Consider the following 20,816-nt stretch of genomic DNA (forward strand, 5'->3'; position numbering starts at 1 on the left):
GCCCCGGTGGGCCAGTTGGGGGAATCGTGGATGCTCTGACGATCGTCGGCGAGATCGGTCCGTACGTCTCCGCCGCAGTGGGTGCGTACGGCACCGCCGTCCTGACGCGGGCCACCGACGTGGGCGCGGACGCCACGGTGGGCCTGGGGCGGCGCATCCTGCAGCGCATCCGGGGCAGCCAGGAGGACCCCACCGAACTGGACCGCGCGGTGGCGGAGGCGGCCGAGGCCCCCGACGACGCGGACTTCCAGGCGATGCTGCGCGTCCAGATCAAGCGGGCGCTACTCGCCGACCCGGAACTGACGGCGGGAGTGGCACAGTTACTCACTGAGTCGTCGGTTTCCTTCACGGCGTCCGGGGACGGGGCGGTCGCCGTCCAGCACAACTCCGGGGTCATCAGCACCGGAAACAACGCCCAGATCCAGCGATGAACGCCACGCCCCCCGCAGCGAGCGATTCCGGGAGCTGGGAAGCCTCCGGCGAGAGTTCCGTCGCCGTGAACGCCAATGCGGGGATCATCAGCACAGGTCCTGGCGCCACCATCTACACCGCCCCTGCGGTCCAACTCCCCCCGGCGCAGGGCGTTACGGGACCCCGCGGCCAGAGCAATCACAATCTGCCCCGCCCGCCCAGCGCGCTGTTCGTCGGGCGCGACGACGACGTCACCCGGCTCGGCACAGCCCTCGCGGCGGAGAGCGAGCCGGTCACACGGATCCTGGTGGGACTCGGCGGAGTGGGCAAGACGAGCCTCACGCTGCAGTACGCCCACCGCTACCGGGCCGCGTACACGACGGTGTGGTGGATCACCGCCGACAACCCGGACGCCATCACGGCCGGACTCGCGGCCCTCACCAGCCGTCTGCTGCCCCACCTCGCGACCCCGGCCACCACCAACGCACTGGCCGAATGGGCGATCACCTGGTTCCAGACGCATCCGGGCTGGCTCGTGGTCTTCGACAACGCGGACGACCCGAGTCATCTCGCCCCGGTCATCAGTCAGCTCGACACCGGCCGGCATCTGATCACGAGCCGCCGCACGGCCGGCTGGCACCATCTGGCCGCACCGCTCCGCCTCGACGTGCTCAGCCCGAACGACGCCGCCGAGCTGTTGATGCGCACCGCCGGCCGCCACAACGTGAGCGAAAGACTGGTCGTGGCTGAACTGGCAGCCGAACTCGGCCATCTGCCGCTCGCGTTGGAGCAGGCCGGTGCGTACGTACACAACCACGCGATCAGTTTCGCGGCCTATCTGGAGCGCGTGCGACGCTATCCGGCTCGTATGTTCGCCACGGCCTACGCGGGCAGCACCGACCGGCGCACGGTGGCCCGCGTGTGGCGCGTGACGCTCAGCACGATTGCCGACCGGGACCCCCTCGCCGTGGAGATCCTGCGCACCTTGGCCTGGTTCGCGCCGGACCGGCTGCCACAGGAGCTCATCACCCGCATCGACGACGACATCCTGGCGGTGGACGACGCTCTGGCGCTCCTCGCCGGGTACAGCATGATCACCCTGGCGCGCCCCAACCTGCGCGTACACCGCCTGGTCCAGGCGGTGGCCCGCACGGCGGACCCCGCCGACCCACTGCGTACAGAGGAGGCGATCCTGGTGGCACGGGACCGAGCGGCACGCATTCTGCTGGACAGCCTGCCGGGCGGCGGCGGGTCCGAGGGGGAGTCAGGCGGTGCGTCCATCGCCGTTCCTCAGTGGGAGGAGTGGCGCACCCTTCGACCGCACATCGAGGCCTTCATGGATTTGGTACCGCGGGAGGAGGACTCGGCCGACATCGCGGTCGTGCTCCACGAGACATCCCGCTTCCTTCTGGACCAGGGCCACGTCACCCAGGCCGCGCGCTACAGCGAACGCGCCCTGTCCGCCCGCGAACGGGTCCTCGGAAGCGAAAGCCCTGACACGCTCTCCACCCGCAACCAGCTGGGGAACATCTACCGGGCCGCGGGGGATCTCGGCCGGGCTATCCCCTTGTACGAGCGGACCGTGGCAGACCGCGAACGGGTGCTCGGCGCCGACCACCCGGACACGCTGTCCACCCGCAACTACCTCGCCAACGCCTACCGCGACTCGGGCCGCGTGGACCGGTCGATCCCGCTGTACGAACGCACTCTGGCCGACCGCGAGCGGGTCCTCGGCCCGGACCACCCGGAGACCCTGATCTCCCGCAACAACCTCGCGAGCGGGTACCGCGATGCCGGGGACCTCCCGCGCTCGATCTCCTTCTTCGAAAGCACTCGGGACCGCGCCGAACAGGCGCTGGGCCAGGACCACCCGCGAACACTTCTCTTCCGGAACAACCTGGCCACCGCGTACGAGGCCGCCGGCGATCTGGACCGTGCCCTGCCCCTGTACGAGCGCACCCTCGGCGACCGGGAGAACCTCCTCGGCGCGACCCACCCCGACACCCTCACCACGCGCAACAACCTGGCGGGCGCGCTGCAGGACAGCGGCGGGCTGCACCGCGCCATCGAGTTGTACGAGCGCACCCTGACCGACTCGGAGCGCGTCCTCGGCCTGGAACACCCCCGCACGCTCCTGGTACGCAGCAATCTGGCCGACGCGCTGTGGCAGTCCGGCGACCGTGAGGGGGCCAGGTCCCTGTGGGAGTCGGTGCTCGCCGACTCCGAGCGCCTGCTCGGCGACGACCATCCGGACACACTGCTGGTGCGCAGCAATCTGGCCGGTGCGCTGTTCGGTACGGGTGACGCGGAGCGGGCCACCGAGCTGTGGCAGTCCGTCGTCGCCGACTCCGAACGTGTGCTGGGCACCGACCACCCGGACGCCCTGCTCGCCCGCGGCAATCTGGCCCGCGTGGGGCACTCGGTCGAACTTTCGGAGCGGGCGCTCGCCGATTGCGTACGCGTGCTCGGCGACAGCCACCCCCGCACGCTCACTGCCCGCCGCGACCTGGCGCTCGCCCATGCCGCCGCGGGCGACCCGATGTGCGCCATCGCCCTGTGCGAGGCCGCTTACCACGCCTCAGTACAGGTGCTGGGTGCGGACCACGTGCGCTCGCGCGCCATAAGGTCCAGCCTGGCGGGCCTGCTCCGCGGCCTGATCGTGCGGGTGCCCCCGTTCGACGGCGGCGCGTCCAGGAAGGTCCTCCTCAACGGCGGCTGAGGTACCGCACCTGCGTGGGACGACGGCGTGGGGCCGGCTTCCCGACTCCCGCCACCGGCCGTCCCGGCCGCGAACCGCTCCCGGGCGCGCCCCTGGCGACGTTGTCACCGGCCTGCGGCTCCGCACGTCAGTCGAACAAGCAGAGCTCGCCCTCCCCGACGCCCTCCAGTTCGTACCGCGTCCCCACCAGCGGGCGGCCCGCGCAGAGCCTGATCAGGGTCGCGCCGTCGCCCCGGTACCGTCCGGGGGCCCGGCCCTCCTGTTCCGTGCCGATGACCACCTCCCGCCCACTGTCCGTGAGCTCCGCGACGAGCAGCGGGACCTTCCGGCGCAGGGCGCGCGGGACGAGGAGGCCGAGCGCGTGCGGGAATCCCGGGCCCTCGTACGCCCCGGGCAGTCCCCATGCCGCGCGTACGTCGCCCGCGTGCACCCACTCCCCCAGCGCCACCGCGTCCAGCACCCCGCCCGCGGCGGCGATCGCCGGACCGGCGTCGGTCATGCCCCGCTCCAGCTCGTCCACCACCTCGGTGTGCGTCCAGCCGGCCCGTTCGGCGATGTCCCGGTCGTTGCACGCGGGGCTGAACACGTCCGGCTCGAACCGGCTCTCCACCACCCGGCTCAGTACGGACCCGCAGTGCGCCACCACGTCCCGCACCGTCCATCCGGGACATGCGGTACGCAGTTCGAAGTCGCTGTCCGCGGCGGACCGCAGCAGCGGGAGAAGGGCATCCCGCTCGGTGCGCAGGAGGAGACCGGGCAGCTCGGGATCACGTTCGTCAGCCATGGCCACAGCCAACCATCCCGGCTGTCAGGGGACTTGGACTTCGGTGCCCAGGGTGAACAAGGACACAGCCCCGGGACAGCCCTTAGTCTCGGTCCATGGACGACTTGGACCGGGCTCCCCGCAGCGACGAGGCCGAAGCGCTCCGCGGCCGCTGGCACGACTGCCTCGTCGCGGCCCGCGGCGGCGAGGGCCCCGATCCGCTGCCGTACGCGGACAACCTCCTGGCACGGTGGGCCGAGCCCCAGCGGCGGTATCACACCACCGCCCACCTGGCGGCGGTCCTCGACCACGTGGACACACTCGCCGGTCATGCCAGGGACGCGGACGCGGTACGGCTGGCCGCCTGGTTCCACGACGCGGTCTACCGGCCCGACCGCTCCGAGAACGAGGAGCGCAGCGCCGTCCTCGCCGAGCGCGCCCTGCCCGAGGCGGGGGTGCCCGACGCGATCACCGCCGAGGTCGCGCGCCTGGTCCGGCTCACCGTCTCGCACGACCCGGCCGACGGCGACACCAACGGTGAGACCCTGTGCGACGCCGACCTGGCGATCCTCGCCGCGCCGCCCAAGGAGTACGCGGAGTATGCGGCGCGGGTGCGCGAGGAGTACGGCTTCGTCCCCGACGAGGCGTTCCGGGAGGGCCGGGCGGCGGTGCTGCGACAGCTTCTGGAGCTGCCGCGGCTGTTCCGTACGCCGCACGGGGCGGCCGAGTGGGAAGCGCGGGCCCGGCACAACCTGGCCACGGAGCTGGAGCTGCTCACCCACTGAGCGCGCGCCGCGTCGGGGGCCCGGCCGACCGGGGGCGGGGAATGCCACGGACGTTTCCGCTGTTGGCACCTGTCATGCCCGACTCTGCCGCCAGCCGCTCCCGTATGCCCTTGGCCGTGTACATCCTGGGCCTCTCGGTCTTCGCCCTCGGCACCAGCGAGTTCATGCTCTCCGGACTGCTGCCACCCATCGCCGATGACATGAACGTGTCGATCCCGCGCGCCGGGCTCCTCATATCCGCGTTCGCGATCGGCATGGTGGTCGGCGCCCCGCTGCTCGCCGTGGCCACGCTCCGGCTGCCCCGCCGCACCACGCTCATCGCGCTGATCTCGGTCTTCGGCCTCGGCCAGGTCGCGGGTGCGCTCGCGCCGACGTACGAGGTGCTCTTCGCGTCCCGCGTGATCAGCGCCTTCGCGTGCGCCGGGTTCTGGGCCGTCGGAGCGGCCGTCGCCATCGCGATGGTGCCGGTGAACTCCCGGGCCCGGGCGATGGCCGTGATGATCGGCGGGCTGTCCATCGCGAACGTGCTGGGGGTGCCACTGGGGGCCTTCCTGGGCGAGAACCTTGGCTGGCGATCGGCGTTCTGGGCGGTCGGGGCGGCCTCGGCCGTGGCGCTGGCCGGAGTGACGACGATGATCCCCCGCATCCCGCTTCCGGACCGGAAGCCGCAGCTGAAGCGGGAGCTCGGGATCTACCGCGACCGGCAGGTGTGGCTCTCCATCGTGCTCACCGCGCTCGCGGCGGGCGGGGTGTTCTGCGCGTTCAGTTATCTGGCGCCGCTCCTGACGGACGTCGCCGGTCTGGACTCCGGCTGGGTGCCGACCGTGCTCTCCCTGTTCGGGATCGGCGCGCTGGTCGGCACGATGATCGGTGGCCGGGTCGCGGACGCGCACCTCTTCGGGGTACTGCTGAGCGGCATCGCGGCGTCGACGGTGTTCCTGGCGGCGCTGGCGATGTTCGCGTCGAACCAGGCCGCCGTGATCGTGCTCTCGTTCCTGCTGGGCCTGTCGGCGTTCTACACGGCTCCCGCCCTGAACGCCCGCATGTTCAACGTCGCGGGCGCGGCCCCGACCCTGGCGGGTGCGACGACCACCGCCGCGTTCAACCTGGGCAACACCGGCGGGCCCTGGCTGGGCGGCACGGTGATCGACCTCGACTTCGGTTTCGAGGCCACCGCGTGGGCCGGGGCGGCCATGACCGTGCTGGCCCTGGTCACGGTGATCCTCTCAGTGCGCCTGCAGCGCGGCCGCAACGCGCCGTCCCGGCTGGTGGCGGGCGCCCCGGCCGCGGCGGTGCGGGAAGCGGCGCCGGACGCGGCGGTGTGCGCGCCCTCGTCGGCCGGCTGAGCGTGTTCAGCCCGGAGCGGGGCGGCCCTTGGGGCGGCGCAGGCCCGCTTCGGTGATGCGGCGGACCAGTTCCTTGGAGCCGATCTGCCGGGCTCCGGCCCGTACCGCGTCCTCGTACCGCGCTTCCGGTACGTCGTAGTGGTCGCGCTCGAAGGCGCGGGGCGGACAGCCGATGGACGCGGCGAAGGCGTGCAGTTCGTCGAAGGACACGTCGCTCACCAGGTGTGACCAGAGGCGACCGTGGCCCGGCCAGTCCGGCGGGTCGATGTAGACCGTCATGGCCGCAGTATCCCGGCGAGCGAGCCGACCGGGGCCACGGAGACCGTCGCCTTCGTGCAGACCCAGTGCGGATCCGGGCCGAGCTCCGGCTCGACGTCCAGGGCGTGCGGGTCGCCCGCGTCGCAGACCGGGCACAGCGGCCAGCGGCCGAACCGCTCCAGCAGCGCGTCCTGTACGTCCTGGGCGACGAGGCCGACGACGAACCCCACTCCTTCCGGCCACTGCTCGACCCACCAGCGCCGGTGCGTCACCGCGTCCTCGACCAGCGAGACGATCTCAGCCTCCGCGACGTCTCCGGCGGCGAGGTCGGCCATGACCAGTGCGCGGGCGGTGTGCAGTGCCTGCTCCAGGGGGTTCAGCTCCATGCAGCCATTGTCCACCTGCGCGCCCGTGTTCCTGAGCGCCCTCGTGCTGCCACAGGTCAGGACCAAAGGGGGGTTGACGGACACCCGGGTTGAAAATATCTTTCAAAGGTGACCAATGACCTGAAGGAAAGTTTCAGCGCTGATTCGCCGCCCGCCCCGGCAGCCCTCGCGGCGAAGGTGCGGACGCTCGCACCGTCCATGACCCGCTCCATGCAGCGGGTCGCGGAGGCCGTCGCCGGCGATCCGGCCGGCTGCGCCGCCCTGACGGTCACCGGTCTCGCCGAGCTCACCGGCACCAGCGAGGCGACCGTGGTCCGCACCGCCCGCCTCCTCGGCTACCCCGGCTACCGGGACCTGCGCCTCGCGCTGGCCGGTCTCGCCGCCCACCAGCAGTCCGGCCGGGCGCCGGCCGTCACCGCGGACATAGCGGTCGACGACCCGATCGCCGACGTGGTCGCCAAGCTGGCCTACGACGAGCAGCAGACCCTCGCCGACACGGCCGCCGGGCTCGACACCGTGCAGCTCGGTGCCGCGGTGGCCGCGGCCGCCACCGCCCGCCGGATCGACATCTACGGAGTGGGCGCCTCCTCCCTCGTCGGCCAGGACCTCGCCCAGAAGCTGGCCCGTATCGGCCTGATCGCCCACGCCAACATGGACCCGCACCTCGCGGTGACCAACGCCGTGCAGCTGCGCTCCGGCGACGTGGCCATCGCGATCACCCACTCCGGTTCGACGGGCGACGTCATCGAGCCGCTGCGTGTCGCCTTCGACCGGGGCGCGACGACGATCGCGATCACCGGCCGTCCCGACGGCCCGGTCACGCAGTACGCCGACCACGTACTGACCACGTCCACGGCCCGGGAGAGCGAGCTGCGACCCGCCGCCATGTCGAGCCGCACGAGCCAGCTGCTGGTCGTCGACTGCCTGTTCATAGGGGTCGCGCAGCGTACGTACGAGACGGCGGCCCCGGCCCTCGCCGCCTCCTACGAGGCGCTGGCACACCGCCACAACCCCCGCACCCGCTGATCAACGGGACAGCCCCGCACCCGCACCCGCACCCGCAGAACCGTACGAGTTCAAGAAAGCAGAGCCGCTCTCCATGACCTCCCTCACCGACGCCGACGCCGCCACCCCCGACGGGTACGGGGAGCTGCGCGCCCAGCTCGCCACCCTCACCACCGAGGCGTTCCGCCCCGAGCTCGCCGAGATCGATCAGCTGGCCACCCCGGAGATCGCCCGCATCATGAACGGCGAGGACCAGACGGTCCCCACCGCCGTCGCCGCGCGACTGCCCGAGATCTCCGCGGCGATCGACGCCACCGCGGCGCGCATGGCCCGCGGCGGCCGGCTGATCTACGCGGGCGCGGGCACCGCGGGCCGTCTGGGCGTCCTGGACGCCAGCGAGTGCCCGCCCACCTTCAACACCGACCCGGCCGATGTGATCGGTCTGATCGCCGGCGGCCCGTCCGCGATGGTCACCGCCGTCGAGGGCGCCGAGGACAGCAAGGAGCTGGCCGCCGCCGACCTGGACGCGCTGGGTCTGACCGGCGACGACACGGTGGTCGGTATCTCCGCGTCCGGCCGTACGCCGTATGCGATCGGGGCCGTCGAGCACGCCCGCGCCAGGGGCGCTCTGACCATCGGGCTGTCCTGCAACGCGGACTCCGCTCTGGGCGCCGCCGCCGAGCACCCGCTGGAGGTCGTCGTCGGCCCTGAGCTGCTCACCGGCTCCACCCGGCTGAAGGCGGGCACGGCACAGAAGCTCGTCCTCAACATGCTCTCGACGATCACGATGATCCGGCTCGGCAAGACGTACGGAAACCTCATGGTCGACGTGCGCGCCTCCAACGAGAAGCTGCGCGCCCGTTCCCGGCGGATCGTCTCGCTGGCCACCGGCGCCTCCGACCCGGAGATCGAGGCCGCGCTGGCCGCCACCGACGGCGAAGTGAAGAACGCCATCCTGACCATCCTCGGCCAGGTCGACGGTCCCACCGCCGCCACGCTGCTCTCCGCGTCGGACGGTCACCTCCGCGCCGCGCTCGCTGCGGCCCCCCGCACCACCTGACCCCACCGCACCACCTCCGCTCCCCCGCACAGCAAGGCACCACGCACCATGGCTACAGAAGACAAGAACCGCGCCACTGCCGCCGCGATCCTTCCGCTCGTCGGTGGCGCCGCGAACGTCAGCTCCGTTGTCCACTGCATGACCCGGCTCCGGCTCGGTCTGCACGATCGCTCGCTCGTCCAGGACGAAGCGCTGAAGGCCGTGCCCGCCGTCATGGGCGTGGTCGAGGACGACACGTACCAGATCGTTCTCGGTCCCGGTACGGTCGCCCGCGTCACCCCCGAGTTCGAGAAGCTGGTCGAGGAGGGCAAGGCCACGGCCCCCGCTCCCGCTCCGGCCTCCGCCCCGCTCACCGCGGAGGAACTGGCCGCCCAGGGCGCCGAGATGAAGGCGGCCAGGAAGGCGAAGAACGCGACGCCGTTCAAGCTGTTCCTGCGCAGGATCGCCAACATCTTCGTACCGCTGATCCCGGCCCTGATCGGCTGCGGCATCATCGCCGGCCTCAACGGCCTGCTGGTCAACCTCGGCTGGCTGACGTCGGTGACCCCGGCCCTGGCGGCGATGGCGTCCGGCTTCATGGCGCTGATCGCGGTCTTCGTCGGCTACAACACGGCGAAGGAGTTCGGCGGCACGCCGATCCTCGGCGGTGCGGTCGCGGCCATCATCGTCTTCCCGGGCGTCGCGAACATCGAGGCGTTCGGCCAGAAGCTCTCCCCCGGCCAGGGCGGTGTCCTCGGCGCCCTGGGTGCGGCGGTGCTCGCGGTGTACGTGGAGAAGTGGTGCCGGCGCTGGGTCCCTGAGGCACTGGACGTCCTGGTCACCCCGACCCTGACGGTCCTGGTCTCCGGCCTGGTCACGATCTTCGGCCTGATGTACGTGGCGGGTGAGGTCTCCACCGCGATCGGTACGTTCGCCGACTGGCTGCTCTCCAACGGCGGCGCGGGCGCGGGTCTCGTGCTCGGCGGCTTCTTCCTCCCGCTGGTCATGCTGGGCCTGCACCAGGCGCTGATCCCGATCCACACCACGCTGATCGAGCAGCAGGGCTACACGGTCCTGCTCCCGATCCTCGCCATGGCCGGGGCCGGCCAGGTCGGCGCGGCCATCGCGGTCTTCTTCCGCCTCCCGCGCAACGAGTCGATCCGCAGGACCATCAAGTCCGCTCTGCCCGCGGGCTTCCTGGGCGTCGGCGAGCCGCTGATCTACGGTGTCTCGCTCCAGCTGGGCCGCCCGTTCATCACCGCGTGCGTGGGCGGTGCGTTCGGCGGCGCGTTCGTCGGCTTCTTCAACCAGCTCGGCGACGCGGTGGGCTCCACCGCGATCGGCCCGTCCGGCTGGGCGCTGTTCCCGCTGCTGGACGGCAACCACGGCCTGGGCGCGACGATCGCGATCTACGCGGGCGGCCTGGTCGTCGGCTACCTGGCGGGCTTCGTCGCCACGTACTTCTTCGGCTTCAGCAAGGAGCTGCTGGCGGAGTTCAACGTGTCCCAGGAACCGGCCGCCTCCACGGTCGCGGCCACGGGGCCGGAGGCCCCGGTGACCGGCACCACCGGCCCGGACGCTCCCGCGAAGGAACCCGCAGGGGTCTGACGGACCACGGACCACGACAACGGCGGCGCCCCGAGGGGTGCCGCCGTTCTCGCTGTCGCGCACGCGGCGCGAGTACGACCGGCGTCGCGGGCCGCCTTCCACGGGTGAGGAGGGAGTGCTCAGCGGCGGGACCGTGCCTGGCTCCTCACCATGCCCAGCAGCGCCTCGTGCGTCTCCCGGTCGGCCGCTGCGACCAGTCCACCGGCCCCGGTGTACGGCGGCCGGCCGTGCAGGTCCGTGACGACACAGCCGGCGGCCTCGCAGAGCGCGATGCCGGCGGCGAAGTGCACGCTGTCGCGCAGGTCCCCGTCGGTGACGTACGCGGCCCTGCGACCGGCGGCGACCCAGGCCACGGCCAGTGTGGTGGAGACGACGCGTGGCCGGAACCGCTCGGCGAACTCCGGGGCGGCGAGGAGGTCCACCGCCCGGAAGGCCGGGGCGCCGGGGAACGGGGCGTCGAGATTGACGTCGACCAGCCGGGAGCCGGGCGAGGGGGACAGCTCCTCGTCCACGCCGTCTTCGCGGACACGGGCCTGTGCACCGTCGGTCCAGAACACCTCGCCGCTGAACGGGTCCGCCGACGCGGCCGCGGTGACGGTCGGCCCCACCCGCAGGGCCACGTTCACCGCGACCAGCATGTTCCGAACGGCGTAGTTGAGCGTGCCGCACAGGGGGTCGACCAGCCATCTGCGCTCCGCACCGGCTGCGCCGGTGTGGCCGCTCTCCTCGGCTGTCACGGCGTCCTCGGGCCGAGCCGTTCGCAGTACGTCGAGGATGGCCTTCTCCGCCGCGAGGTCCGCGGACGTCGCGAAGTCACCGGCGGACTTCTCGAATCTGGCCAGCGAGGCGCCGTACATGTCTCGGACCACCGCCGCTCCGGCCTGAGCGGCTCCGAGGGCCAGTTGCGCATCGCTTTCCGTGTCCATGCTCACCATGCGCGCAGGCTATCGGCGCCCTGCCCCTGCCCTCACCGCGGCAGTTGTCCCTCGCGGTCGGCCTCCGCCACCGTGGCGGTCTCAGACGGAGTCGGCACCGGCCGAGTGCGTCCGATTCCAGTCGTGCAGAATGCCGTCCCAGTCGTGCCGGGGCAGGGACTCGGTGGAGTCCGCGGCCCAGCCGTTGACGTCGTGCCCGTACACAGCCTGGTTCCAGGTGACGTGCTGTCCGAAGGGGCCCGCCCCGTCGAATGACGACGGCCATGCCTCGGCCGAGGGCGCGTTCAGGAAGCGGGCGTTGGGGGGCGTGGCCTGCGGGCCGGGGACCTGTCCGCGTTCCGAGCGCCGATGACGGCCCCCGTCGCGTCGCACCGGGGTGAGACGGCCATCAGCAAACAGGCGCTGTGCCCGGGAGACCAGTTGGGGAAGCTCGACGCCGAGCCGAGTCGCGAGGGTCGCGGCGTCGATCCCGCCGTTCCAGCCCTCAGCAAGCAGGGCGTCCAGGGCGGGCGACCACTCCGGGCCCCCTGCGGGCGCCGTCGGCTTGAGCGAGGCCCCTTCAGCCCGGGGCGACGGTACGGGGGCGGGTGGGTGAACCGGACGCTCGACCGCCGCTCTCGCGGCCTCCGCGGCAGGGGTGAAGCAGGAATCGCCCTCCCCGGACCGAACGTGCTGCTCCCCAGCGGGATCGGGGGTCCCGACCGGCTGTGGGGTGAGCAGCGCTTCCGCGAGCGACCGCGCGACGTCCTTGCCCACGGTGCGGCGGGCCAGGCGCACTTCGCGCTCGCCCAGCCCCAGCAGTTCGGCGACGGCCCCGTCACTGCCCACCGTGACAGCAAACGCGGCGAGCATCCGCACGCGCTCGGCCTGGCACCCGTCAAACACCGACTGCGCCTCCCGCACGCTGTCGTCCGCGCCGCAAAAGGCATCGGCCAACACCGCGTGCCGCTCCCACAGTTCCCTTGAATCCACGACTGGTCCAACGTCAACGCGGCGAGTTGGAATCGCTGTTCCGATCCAAGATCACCCAATTGGTCCACTTTCCCGCGTGCGCCCCTGAAGACGGAGCATGCGCAGGATCTCCTCCGTCTCCTCGTGGAAGTGCCGATAGGAGGTCAGGCGGCGCCAGTCGGCGTCCAGAATCCCCGGGAGCGTGGCTTCGCGCGCGGCCCAGAGGCTCAGCAACTCCGCGTACAACGGCGTCGCCTCCTCTCCGCCGCCGTCCGGTCCCGGAGACGTGTGCGGCGACAGCGCCTCGGGCCGGGATCGCGCGACGCGCGGGCCCGGCAGTCCCCCAGCCCTCCCATGAGCACGGCCTTGCGGAATCGAAGGGGCGAAACCACTACCTACCGTCGTGGGGCTGTCAGATGCACTCATGGCGGTAAAAACGATTCTTTTTCCCTGCCGTCACTCCCGCATCGCCCTCCCGGCGCGCGAAGACGCTGCCGCGAGGGCCCGCCGGCGGCTCCGGAGATGGGGGCGTTGCGCTGCTCGGGTGACGGCCCGAGCCTGCCGGGCCTGCCGGGCCCCCTCGATCTCGATGTTCGGGATGCGGGTGCGTACGTGGCCTGTGGGGTGCGCGGGATGTACGTGCCCTGTCGGCCCTCCCCAGCCCGGCCCCTGGCCGCGCCCTCACCGCGGCAGTTGCCCCTGGCGGTTGATCTCCGTGACCCGCGCTCTCAGCGCGAGCCCCGGCGGAGCCGGCCGGACGGCCTCGGGCGGACAGTCCCACTCCGCTCCTCCGCCGGGAGGCCGTAGCTGCACATAGGGACCGGCCCGCCCCATCACCCGGCCCACCCTGCCGTCCCGTACGTCGACGGCGTACGCCCCCCTTTCCGGCACGGAGGCCTCCGGGTGGCAGCCGCCCTCACTCGCCATGTCCGGCCGTCTCCCCGCACCGCGAGCTGTCCCGCTCCTTCGTCTTCATGATCCATTCATTCCACGCTGAGTAACCGGCATGCGCACCGAGCGTGTCCAATCTTCGGGAGGCAGGGGGTCAGGGCGGCAGGGCGCGTTCGGCACGGCGGACGGCCCCGGCGCCCGAGCCCCGGCCGCCTCCGCTCGCCGCAGCGGTCGCGTCAGCCGCCGACGTACGCCGCCAGGTGCTCGCCGGTGAGGGTGGCGCGGGACTCGACGAGGTCCGCGGGGGTCCCCTCGAAGACCACCTTGCCGCCGTCATGTCCGGCACCCGGCCCGAGGTCGATGATCCAGTCGGCGTGCGCCATCACGGCCTGGTGGTGCTCGACGACGATGACGGACTTCCCGGAGTCGACGAGCCGGTCGAGCAGGCCGAGCAACTGCTCGACATCGGCGAGGTGCAGCCCGGTGGTCGGCTCGTCCAGGACGTAGACACCGCCCTTGTCGCCCATGTGGGTGGCCAGCTTGAGGCGTTGCCGTTCGCCGCCGGACAGCGTGGTGAGCGGCTGGCCGAGGCTGAGGTAGCCGAGGCCGACGTCGGCGAGCCGGTCCAGGATGCGGTGCGCGGCCGGCAGGTGCGCCTCGCCCCCGCCGAAGAACTCCTCGGCCTCGGCCACCGACATCGCCAGCACCTCGCTGATGTCACGGCCGCCGAGCTTGTACTCCAGCACCGCCGGCTGGAACCGCTTGCCCTCGCAGTCCTCGCAGGGGGTGGCGACGCCGGCCATCATCGCGAGGTCCATGTAGATGACACCGGCACCGTTGCACGCGGGGCAGGCTCCCTCGGAGTTGGCGCTGAACAGCGCCGGCTTCACGCCGTTCTCCTTGGCGAACGCCTTGCGGATCGGGTCGAGCAGTCCGGTGTAGGTCGCCGGGTTGCTGCGCCGCGAACCGCGGATGGGGCTCTGGTCGACCGACACCACGCCCTCTCCCGCCGGGATCGAGCCGTGTACGAGCGAGCTCTTTCCGGAGCCGGCGACGCCGGTGACGGCGACGAGCACACCGAGCGGAATGTCGACGTCGACCTTGCGCAGGTTGTTCGCCGTAGCGCCCCGGATCTCCATCGCGCCGGTGGCCTTGCGCACGGACTCCTTGACGGTGGCCCGGTCGTCGAAGTGGCGGCCGGTGATCGTGTCGCCGGCCCGCAGCCCCTCCACGGTGCCTTCGAAGCAGATGGTGCCCCCGCCCGAACCGGCGCCCGGACCGAGGTCGACGACGTGGTCGGCGATCACGATCGTCTCCGGCTTGTGCTCGACGACGAGCACCGTGTTGCCCTTGTCCCGCAGGCGCAGCAGCAGGCTGTTCATCCGCTCGATGTCGTGCGGGTGCAGGCCGATCGTGGGCTCGTCGAAGACATACGTGACGTCGGTGAGCGCGGAGCCGAGGTGGCGGATCATCTTGACGCGCTGCGCCTCACCGCCCGACAGCGTGCCTGCGGGCCGGTCGAGGGAGAGGTAGCCGAGGCCGATCTCCACGAACGAGTCGAGAGTCTGGCGCAGCGCGGTGAGCAGGGGCGCGGCCGAGGGCTCGTCGAGACCGGCGACCCAGGTGGCCAGGTCCCGGATCTCCATCGCGCACGCGTCGGCGATGCTGATCCGCTGGATCTTCGAGGAGCGGGCGCCCTCGCTGAGGCGGGTGCCGTCGCACTCGGGGCAGGTGGTGAAGGTGACCGCACGCTCCACGAATGCCCGGATGTGCGGCTGCATCGCCTCCTTGTCCTTGGACAGGAACGACTTCTGGATCTTGGGGATCAGCCCCTCGTACGTGAGGTTGACGCCGTTGACCTTGACCTTGACCGGCTCCCCGTAGAGGAAGTCCTGCAGTTCCTTCTTGGTGTACTTGCGGATCGGCTTGTCCGGGTCGACGAACCCGGACTGGGCGTAGACCTGCACGGTCCACTGGCTGTCCGACTTCCAGCCGGGGATGGTGAACGCGCCCTCGGAGAGCGACTTGCTGTCGTCGTAGAGCTGGGTGAGGTCGATGTCGGAGACCGAGCCCCGTCCCTCGCAGCGCGTACACATCCCGCCGGTCTTGTTGAACGTCGCCTTCACGGTCTTCTTGTCGCCGCGCTCGACGGTGATCGCGCCGCTCGCCCGGACCGAGGCGGTGTTGAAGGAGTACGCGCTGGGCGGTCCGATGTGCGGCTTGCCGAGCCGGCTGAACAGGATGCGGAGCATCGCGTTGGCGTCGGTGGCCGTCCCGACCGTGGAGCGGGGGTCGGAGCCCATCCGCTGCTGGTCGACGCTGATCGCGGTGGTCAGCCCTTCGAGTACGTCGACCTCGGGCCGCGCCAGTGTGGGCATGAAGCCCTGCACGAAGGAGCTGTACGTCTCGTTGATCAGCCGCTGCGACTCCGCTGCGATCGTGCCGAACACCAGGGAGCTCTTGCCTGAGCCGGATACACCGGTGAACACGGTCAGCCGGCGCTTGGGGATGTCGACGCTGACGTCCTTGAGGTTGTTCACGCGTGCCCCGTGCACGCGGATCAGATCGTGGCTGTCGCCCACGTGCTGCGCGGGCGACCGCGCGTCGTCTGCCCTCTTGGCCATGGCCATCGTCTCTCCCTCTGTGGGCGGGACCGCCCCCGCGGCCCCGTCGGTGTCGCCCGGCCCGGTCCGGCCGGCTTCCTGCGGGTGACTGCTGTGTCCGGTGGGCGGCTCAGCGCCGTTCCTGGACGCGGATCAGGTTGCCGGCGGGGTCGCGAAGGGCGAAGTCCCGCACGCCGTAGGGCTGATCGGTCGGCTCCTGCACGATCTCGGCGGTGCCGGACTGCACCTTCTCGAAGGTGCCGTCGAGGTCGTCCGTGGCCAGCAGCAGGCGGGCGAAGGTGCCCTTGGCCATCATCCCGACGACCGTGGCACGTTCCTCGTCGGTGACGGAAGGATCGGCGTACGGCGGCTCCAGGACGATGGACGTGTCGGGCCGGCCGGCGGGACCGACGGTGATCCAGCGCATCGAGCCCTGTCCGACGTCGTTGCGGACCTCGAAGCCGAGGACGTCCCGGTAGAAGGCCACCGAGGCGTCCGGGTCGTCGTGCGGAAGGAAGGTGGAGTGAATGTTGATGTCCATGTCCTTCACGCTAATCGGGCTTCCTGACCGGCGCTTCTCGATTCCTGACCGGTCGCGTCACCTGCTTCTCCAGGCACGACGGCACGCCCGCCGAAGCCTGCTCGGCCTGCTCCGCCTCGCGCCGGTAGACACTGGGCGGCACCCCGACCAGCTCGGTGAAGCGGCTGCTGAAGGTGCCCAGCGACGAGCAGCCGACCTCGAAGCAGATCTCGGTGACGCTGAGGTCGCCCCGGCGCAGCAGGGCCATAGCCCGCTCGATGCGCCGGGTCATGAGGTAGCCGTACGGGGGCTCGCCGTAGGCCCGCCGGAACTCCCGGCTGAGATGCCCGGCCGACATGTGCACGCCGCGGGCGAGCGCCTCGACGTCCAGCGGCTGCGCGTACTCCCGGTCGATGCGGTCACGGACGCGGCGGAGCCGCGCAAGATCGCTCAGGTGTTGTGCAGGGTCGGTTCTGCTGGTCACCTGTGAAAGCGTGCCACGCCGGGCCGCGGAATGCCCGGCGTTGCCGGAAGGTCGCGTCGGTCCGACGTGTTTCCGCCGAGGCCCGGGGCCCCCGGGCCTCAGCAGGTCACGCGTCGAAGGGCTCCCGGCCGTCGCCGCGCGGCGTCACCACGCCCCCGGCGCGGGCGGCGGGACGACCGGCGGGCGGTCGTCGCAGGTGATCGTGTTGGGCAGCAGCCAGGGAGCGAGCCAGTCGCCGTCGTTGCCGCCCCGGTCCGTGAGGGAGAACTCCGAACCGGCTGCGGGGAAGTTGAACGAGCCGCAGTTGTTGACGCCGACCGCGCCCACGTTGCGCGCGTCCACGTTGTCGAAGCTCGCCCCGCCCGCCGCGCGGGCGCTCAGCACCGAGGTACCCGTGCCGTCGACCCTGATGTTCTTGAAGTGGACGCCCTCGATGTCGTACTGGTCCTTCACGGCCCAGTCGGAGACGAGCATGATCGCGTTGTAGGTGCTGTCGAGGTAGTGGTCGCCGGTGACCCGGATGTCGGCGGCGTCGATGCTCCTGTCCAGGGCGAAGATCCAGAGCGCGCCCAGCCCGATCTTCCAGTTCAGCTCGTACGTGCCGGCCCGCACCGTCGTGTTGTCCGTGAGGTTCAGCTTCCCGGCGAACGGCTCGGCGCCGAAGCGGGCACCGATGTGCAGGGCGCTGCCCTCGCGGACCGGGTCGGCGACGAGGTTGTCCGAGACGGTGGTGTCGGTGCCGCCGTAGATCGCGATGCCGTTGGCGAGGACCGGCGTCTGGACGGTGTTGTGATCGAAGGTGTTGCGGGCGTTCGCGGTCTTCTCGGACCACATCGCCAGACCGTCGTCCCCGGAGTTGCGTACGAAGGTGTTCGTCACCCGTGAATCGGTCACGCCGGTGTGGAAGTTGATCGCGTCGGCGATCTGGTCGACGATGGTGTTGCCGCTGATGCGCAGGCTCCTCATCGGGCCGTCGAACCACATGCCGACCTTGGTGTGGCTGATGTGCAGGCCCTCGATGGTCGAGTCGCTCATCGCGCCGCCGATACCGTTGACCTGGTCGGTGTCGACGCGTTCGCGTACGTCGCCCTCGATGGCGAAGCCGGACAGGTGGACGTTGCGGCTGCCGCCGTCGGCCGCTTCCCTGCCGTAGAAACCGACCCCGGTATGGGTCGATCCGTCGGCGGCCGGAGTGTCGAGCGCGACCTCCCGGCCCTTGATCTTCGTGTACCAGTTACCGGCGCCGGTGACCGTGACGTCGTCGACGACGATGTGCCCGTCGACGCGGTACGTACCCGGCGGGATGTAGACGTTCACGTGCGTGCGCCGGGCGAAGGCTATGGCCTTGTCGATCGCGCCCGCCGCATCACGCCGGCCGGTTGGATCGGCCCCGAAAGCAAGGACATTGGCGGCGAGCGGCTCGACGTGCGGCCGGCCGACGAGCTCCGAGTCCAGCAGGTCGACGACCGTCCACGCGGCCCGGCTGCCGGGCGGGACGGTCAGCCGTACGGTGTCGCCCGCGCGGTACGTCCGGCCGAGGAGGAGGCGCTGCTCGTCGTAGAAGTGGCTGGGCCGGAACGGCTTCTCGATGACCGGGGCGGGGGTCGTGGCGGCGGGCACGCAGGAGCACTCGGTGATCCACCAGTCGGGGTGGAGCAGCCCCCCGCCGGGATCGTTGGAGAACGGGTACTGGTTGTACAGCCAGGAGTACTGCGAGGTCAGCGTCATCGTGGAACGCTTCTTGCCGTTCACCGCGACATCGAGGGGGGCGGTGATCCCGCCGCCGCCCGGCGCGTCCGGGATGCTGTAGCGCACGGTGATCGCGTTGGCCGCCGAGGGCAGCGTGAACTCGACGTGCTCGCCCGGGGTGAGCTCGACCGCCTTCCGGCCGGACGCCTCGGCAGGGAGCGTGTACGCGGTGCGGTCCGGGCCGATCACCGTGCCGTCGGTGACCGCGTTCTCCGCCTCCTGCTCGGCGAAGGCCACCTTCGCGCCCCGGCCCGCGACGAGGGCCGGGGCGAGGGCGGCCCGGGTGACGACGGGCGCGGGGGCGGCGGCGGGGCGGGCGCCCGCGGGCGCAGCGGCCAGCACCCCGAGGCCGACGGCGGCCGCGGTCATAGAGGCAACCGTGGTCGCGTACAGCCCTGTTCGGCTTCGCGGTCTTCGCGTCCGCTCTCCGACACCGGTGATCTTCCGTGACATCGCAGGCCCGTTTCTCTGAGGAGGGGTGAACGACCGGGACGTCCGGGTGGGGCGGCCGCCGGGAAGGTGAGGCGACAGTAGGACCCGCACGTCCCGCCCCACAAGACTCCTGCTGGGAGATTTTCGCGGGCTTGCTTATTAACTGCACGGTTCTATCCTCTTTTTGCGCTCACTGAGCCGCCTCATTACGGAAGCCGCCCTCGCGCCCGGCGGCCGCGCGAGCTCGGACAGCGGTCGCAGGCGACACGCGACACGTGACACGCAAGGGGTGTGCAACTGTCAGGCAGACCGAGCGGCGGGTGCCGGGGAGGGGCCTTGCGGGCCTTGCGGGCCTCATGAATCGGGGCCGGCTCGAACCGGCCGAGGGATCCCCGGCAGGCGCCGGCGACCCCGTCCGGGCGACCGTCCGCCACGAGACCGGGCAGCCGCGCGCCGCGCACATGGCGGCCCGCCTCGACGCCGGGAGGGATCCCGGGACTGACGGTCCAGGGTGGGGTGTTGGCAGGCGGCGGCACGAAATATCTGACCATTTAGGCCGATCGAGGGCGGTAGGCCCGTTTCGTCAAGAAGCCGGTCCGGCAGCATGGATGATCTTGGTCGAGGTGCCTCCGCCCGTGGGTACGTTTCGGTCCCGGGCGTCCTTTGCCGATCCTGGAGGATCCATGCGACACCCCGTTTCCCGTCTGCGCACGCGAGCCCTGGCCGTCGGGCTCGCACTGGCCGCCGCCACGCTCGCACCCACCGGCTCCGCCGGTGCGGCCAGTTCGTACGAGTGGGCCGCGTTGGGCGACTCGTACACCGCCGGCGTCTTCGTCGGTGACCCGCTGCCCGCCCTGGGCGATGCTTCGCGGGACGGCTGCGACCGCACCTCCGGCGCCTACCCCGGCCTCGTCGAGCAGGAGCTCGCCGAGTTCCCGCCGGGCAAGCCCGTCAACCTGACGAACGTCAGCTGCGGCAACGCCACCATCGACGACATCGCCAAGACCAGGCAGACGCCGATCAGCCCGGTCCAGCCCCCGGCCGACGGCTGGTCCGCCGTGGACACGCAGATCAAGCGGGCCAACGTCGGCGATCAAACCGACGTCATCACCATCGGCGTCGGCGGCAACAGCCTGCCCTTCGGCGGCATGCTCCTCACCTGCCTCGAACAGGGCACCACCGGACAGTCCTGCCGCGACCACTACACCGATCCCCCCGAGGGCGTGGAGAGCATCGCGGACAAGCTCGCCCGGGTCCAGGACGAGTACATCGAGATGCTGGCCCACGTGCACCAGGCCGCACCCAACGCCAAGGTGATCACCGTCGGCTACCCGGCCGTCCTGCCGGACAACGCCGCCGACTGCAACCGCCTGGCCCTCACCGAGCTCGGCCCGATCACCCACAGCGACATCAACTGGCTCCGCGACGACGTCCTCAAGCAGCTGAACAACACCATCAAGCAGGTCACGGACTTCTTCGGTGACCGCTACGTCGACGTCTACGCATCCAGCGTCGGCCACGACGCCTGCCAGCCCGCAGCCGCCAAGTGGGTCGAGGGAGTCTGCGGCGACGCCGCTGACTACTGGCCCGCCAGTGTCCCCGGCACGCTCCTGAACTGCACCCCCCTCAACAAGCGCGCCACCCTGGTCCACCCCAACGCCGCAGGCCACGCCAACACCGCGAACCACGTCGAGCGCGCCATCCGCATCGCCCTCCTCGACAGCTGACCAGCTTTCGGCACCCGGTCCGGCCCGCACCGCCTCGGGGGCAGGCGCAGGTGCGGTAGGCGGCAGGAGGTCGGGGCGGAAGGAGTGGAAGCACGCGTACGGCCCGCCGGGCGGATGCCCGGCGGGCCGTACGTGTCGGGTCGTACGTGCAGGGCCGTACGTGCAGGGCCCTGCGTATCGGGGTGGGCCGGTCGGGGTGTGCCG

Annotated in this window: 18 protein-coding genes; 8 read left to right on the forward strand and 10 right to left on the reverse strand. The window is 71.4% G+C overall.

Annotated features, from left to right (window positions below; genetic code table 11):
- The first annotated feature begins 26 nt into the window (after positions 1-26).
- Together OG538_RS15785 and fxsT are read left to right on the forward strand one after the other, a co-directional pair.
- Positions 27-431, forward strand: coding sequence for a hypothetical protein (locus OG538_RS15785; protein ID WP_406094099.1), 405 nt, complete (start codon positions 27-29; stop codon positions 429-431).
- Positions 428-3,130 carry an FxSxx-COOH system tetratricopeptide repeat protein gene (fxsT, locus tag OG538_RS15790; RefSeq protein WP_406094101.1) on the forward strand — a complete coding sequence of 901 codons (2,703 nt, stop codon included), beginning with the start codon at positions 428-430 and terminating at the stop codon, positions 3,128-3,130. Before OG538_RS15785 ends, fxsT begins: the two co-directional genes overlap by 4 nt.
- 127 nt (positions 3,131-3,257) lie before the next feature.
- Here the strand turns inward: fxsT and OG538_RS15795 are convergent, their stop codons facing one another.
- Positions 3,258-3,914 (reverse strand): maleylpyruvate isomerase family mycothiol-dependent enzyme, encoded by a 657-nt coding sequence (locus OG538_RS15795; protein ID WP_406094103.1) that lies wholly within the window; start codon positions 3,912-3,914, stop codon positions 3,258-3,260.
- A 95-nt stretch (positions 3,915-4,009) separates the two neighbouring features.
- Here OG538_RS15795 and OG538_RS15800 point away from each other — a divergent pair, with 95 nt between their 5' ends.
- Positions 4,010-4,678 (forward strand): hypothetical protein, encoded by a 669-nt coding sequence (locus OG538_RS15800; RefSeq protein WP_406094105.1) that lies wholly within the window; start codon positions 4,010-4,012, stop codon positions 4,676-4,678.
- A 104-nt stretch (positions 4,679-4,782) separates the two neighbouring features.
- Positions 4,783-6,024 carry a Cmx/CmrA family chloramphenicol efflux MFS transporter gene (locus OG538_RS15805; protein ID WP_406094107.1) on the forward strand — a complete coding sequence of 414 codons (1,242 nt, stop codon included), beginning with the start codon at positions 4,783-4,785 and terminating at the stop codon, positions 6,022-6,024.
- A 6-nt stretch (positions 6,025-6,030) separates the two neighbouring features.
- Here the strand turns inward: OG538_RS15805 and OG538_RS15810 are convergent, their stop codons facing one another.
- The gene (locus OG538_RS15810; RefSeq protein ID WP_406094109.1) at positions 6,031-6,303 is read right to left on the reverse strand and encodes a DUF4031 domain-containing protein; all 273 of its coding nucleotides are present in this window, start codon (positions 6,301-6,303) and stop codon (positions 6,031-6,033) included.
- The gene (locus OG538_RS15815; RefSeq protein WP_406094111.1) at positions 6,300-6,668 is read right to left on the reverse strand and encodes a hypothetical protein; all 369 of its coding nucleotides are present in this window, start codon (positions 6,666-6,668) and stop codon (positions 6,300-6,302) included. The genes OG538_RS15810 and OG538_RS15815 overlap by 4 nt, the downstream gene beginning before the upstream one ends.
- Before the next feature lie 108 nt (positions 6,669-6,776).
- Between OG538_RS15815 and OG538_RS15820 the strand changes: the two genes are divergently transcribed.
- From OG538_RS15820 to OG538_RS15830, 3 genes are all read left to right on the forward strand, one after another.
- Positions 6,777-7,694: a MurR/RpiR family transcriptional regulator gene (locus OG538_RS15820; RefSeq protein ID WP_024493101.1), complete on the forward strand. Its 918-nt coding sequence runs from the start codon at positions 6,777-6,779 to the stop codon at positions 7,692-7,694.
- A gap of 73 nt (positions 7,695-7,767) precedes the next feature.
- Entirely contained in the window at positions 7,768-8,733 is a 966-nt protein-coding gene (murQ, locus tag OG538_RS15825; RefSeq protein WP_406094113.1) for an N-acetylmuramic acid 6-phosphate etherase, read from the forward strand.
- A 48-nt stretch (positions 8,734-8,781) separates the two neighbouring features.
- The gene (locus tag OG538_RS15830) at positions 8,782-10,320 is read left to right on the forward strand and encodes a PTS transporter subunit EIIC (protein WP_406094115.1); all 1,539 of its coding nucleotides are present in this window, start codon (positions 8,782-8,784) and stop codon (positions 10,318-10,320) included.
- 119 nt (positions 10,321-10,439) lie between these two features.
- On the opposite strand, the gene OG538_RS15835 is transcribed toward OG538_RS15830, so the two are convergent.
- The 7 genes from OG538_RS15835 to OG538_RS15865 all read right to left on the reverse strand — a co-directional run bounded on the left by OG538_RS15835 (position 10,440) and on the right by OG538_RS15865 (position 18,822).
- The gene (locus OG538_RS15835) at positions 10,440-11,255 is read right to left on the reverse strand and encodes an inositol monophosphatase family protein (RefSeq protein ID WP_406094117.1); all 816 of its coding nucleotides are present in this window, start codon (positions 11,253-11,255) and stop codon (positions 10,440-10,442) included.
- 81 nt (positions 11,256-11,336) lie between these two features.
- Positions 11,337-12,227 carry a hypothetical protein gene (locus OG538_RS15840; protein ID WP_406094119.1) on the reverse strand — a complete coding sequence of 297 codons (891 nt, stop codon included), beginning with the start codon at positions 12,225-12,227 and terminating at the stop codon, positions 11,337-11,339.
- 660 nt (positions 12,228-12,887) lie between these two features.
- Positions 12,888-13,133, reverse strand: coding sequence for a hypothetical protein (locus tag OG538_RS15845; protein WP_406094121.1), 246 nt, complete (start codon positions 13,131-13,133; stop codon positions 12,888-12,890).
- Positions 13,134-13,333: 200 nt separating this feature from the next.
- Entirely contained in the window at positions 13,334-15,727 is a 2,394-nt protein-coding gene (locus tag OG538_RS15850; protein WP_406094123.1) for an ATP-binding cassette domain-containing protein, read from the reverse strand.
- A gap of 103 nt (positions 15,728-15,830) precedes the next feature.
- The gene (locus OG538_RS15855; RefSeq protein WP_406094125.1) at positions 15,831-16,241 is read right to left on the reverse strand and encodes a VOC family protein; all 411 of its coding nucleotides are present in this window, start codon (positions 16,239-16,241) and stop codon (positions 15,831-15,833) included.
- A 10-nt stretch (positions 16,242-16,251) separates the two neighbouring features.
- Positions 16,252-16,704: a helix-turn-helix transcriptional regulator gene (locus tag OG538_RS15860; RefSeq protein WP_406094127.1), complete on the reverse strand. Its 453-nt coding sequence runs from the start codon at positions 16,702-16,704 to the stop codon at positions 16,252-16,254.
- Positions 16,705-16,848: 144 nt separating this feature from the next.
- Positions 16,849-18,822 (reverse strand): glycosyl hydrolase family 28-related protein, encoded by a 1,974-nt coding sequence (locus tag OG538_RS15865; RefSeq protein WP_406094129.1) that lies wholly within the window; start codon positions 18,820-18,822, stop codon positions 16,849-16,851.
- 746 nt (positions 18,823-19,568) lie between these two features.
- Between OG538_RS15865 and OG538_RS15870 the strand changes: the two genes are divergently transcribed.
- Positions 19,569-20,612, forward strand: coding sequence for an SGNH/GDSL hydrolase family protein (locus tag OG538_RS15870; RefSeq protein WP_406094131.1), 1,044 nt, complete (start codon positions 19,569-19,571; stop codon positions 20,610-20,612).
- Positions 20,613-20,816 lie beyond the last annotated feature (204 nt).

The organism is Streptomyces sp. NBC_01013 (genome assembly GCF_045162765.1).
Taxonomy (GTDB): Bacteria; Actinomycetota; Actinomycetes; order Streptomycetales; family Streptomycetaceae; genus Streptomyces.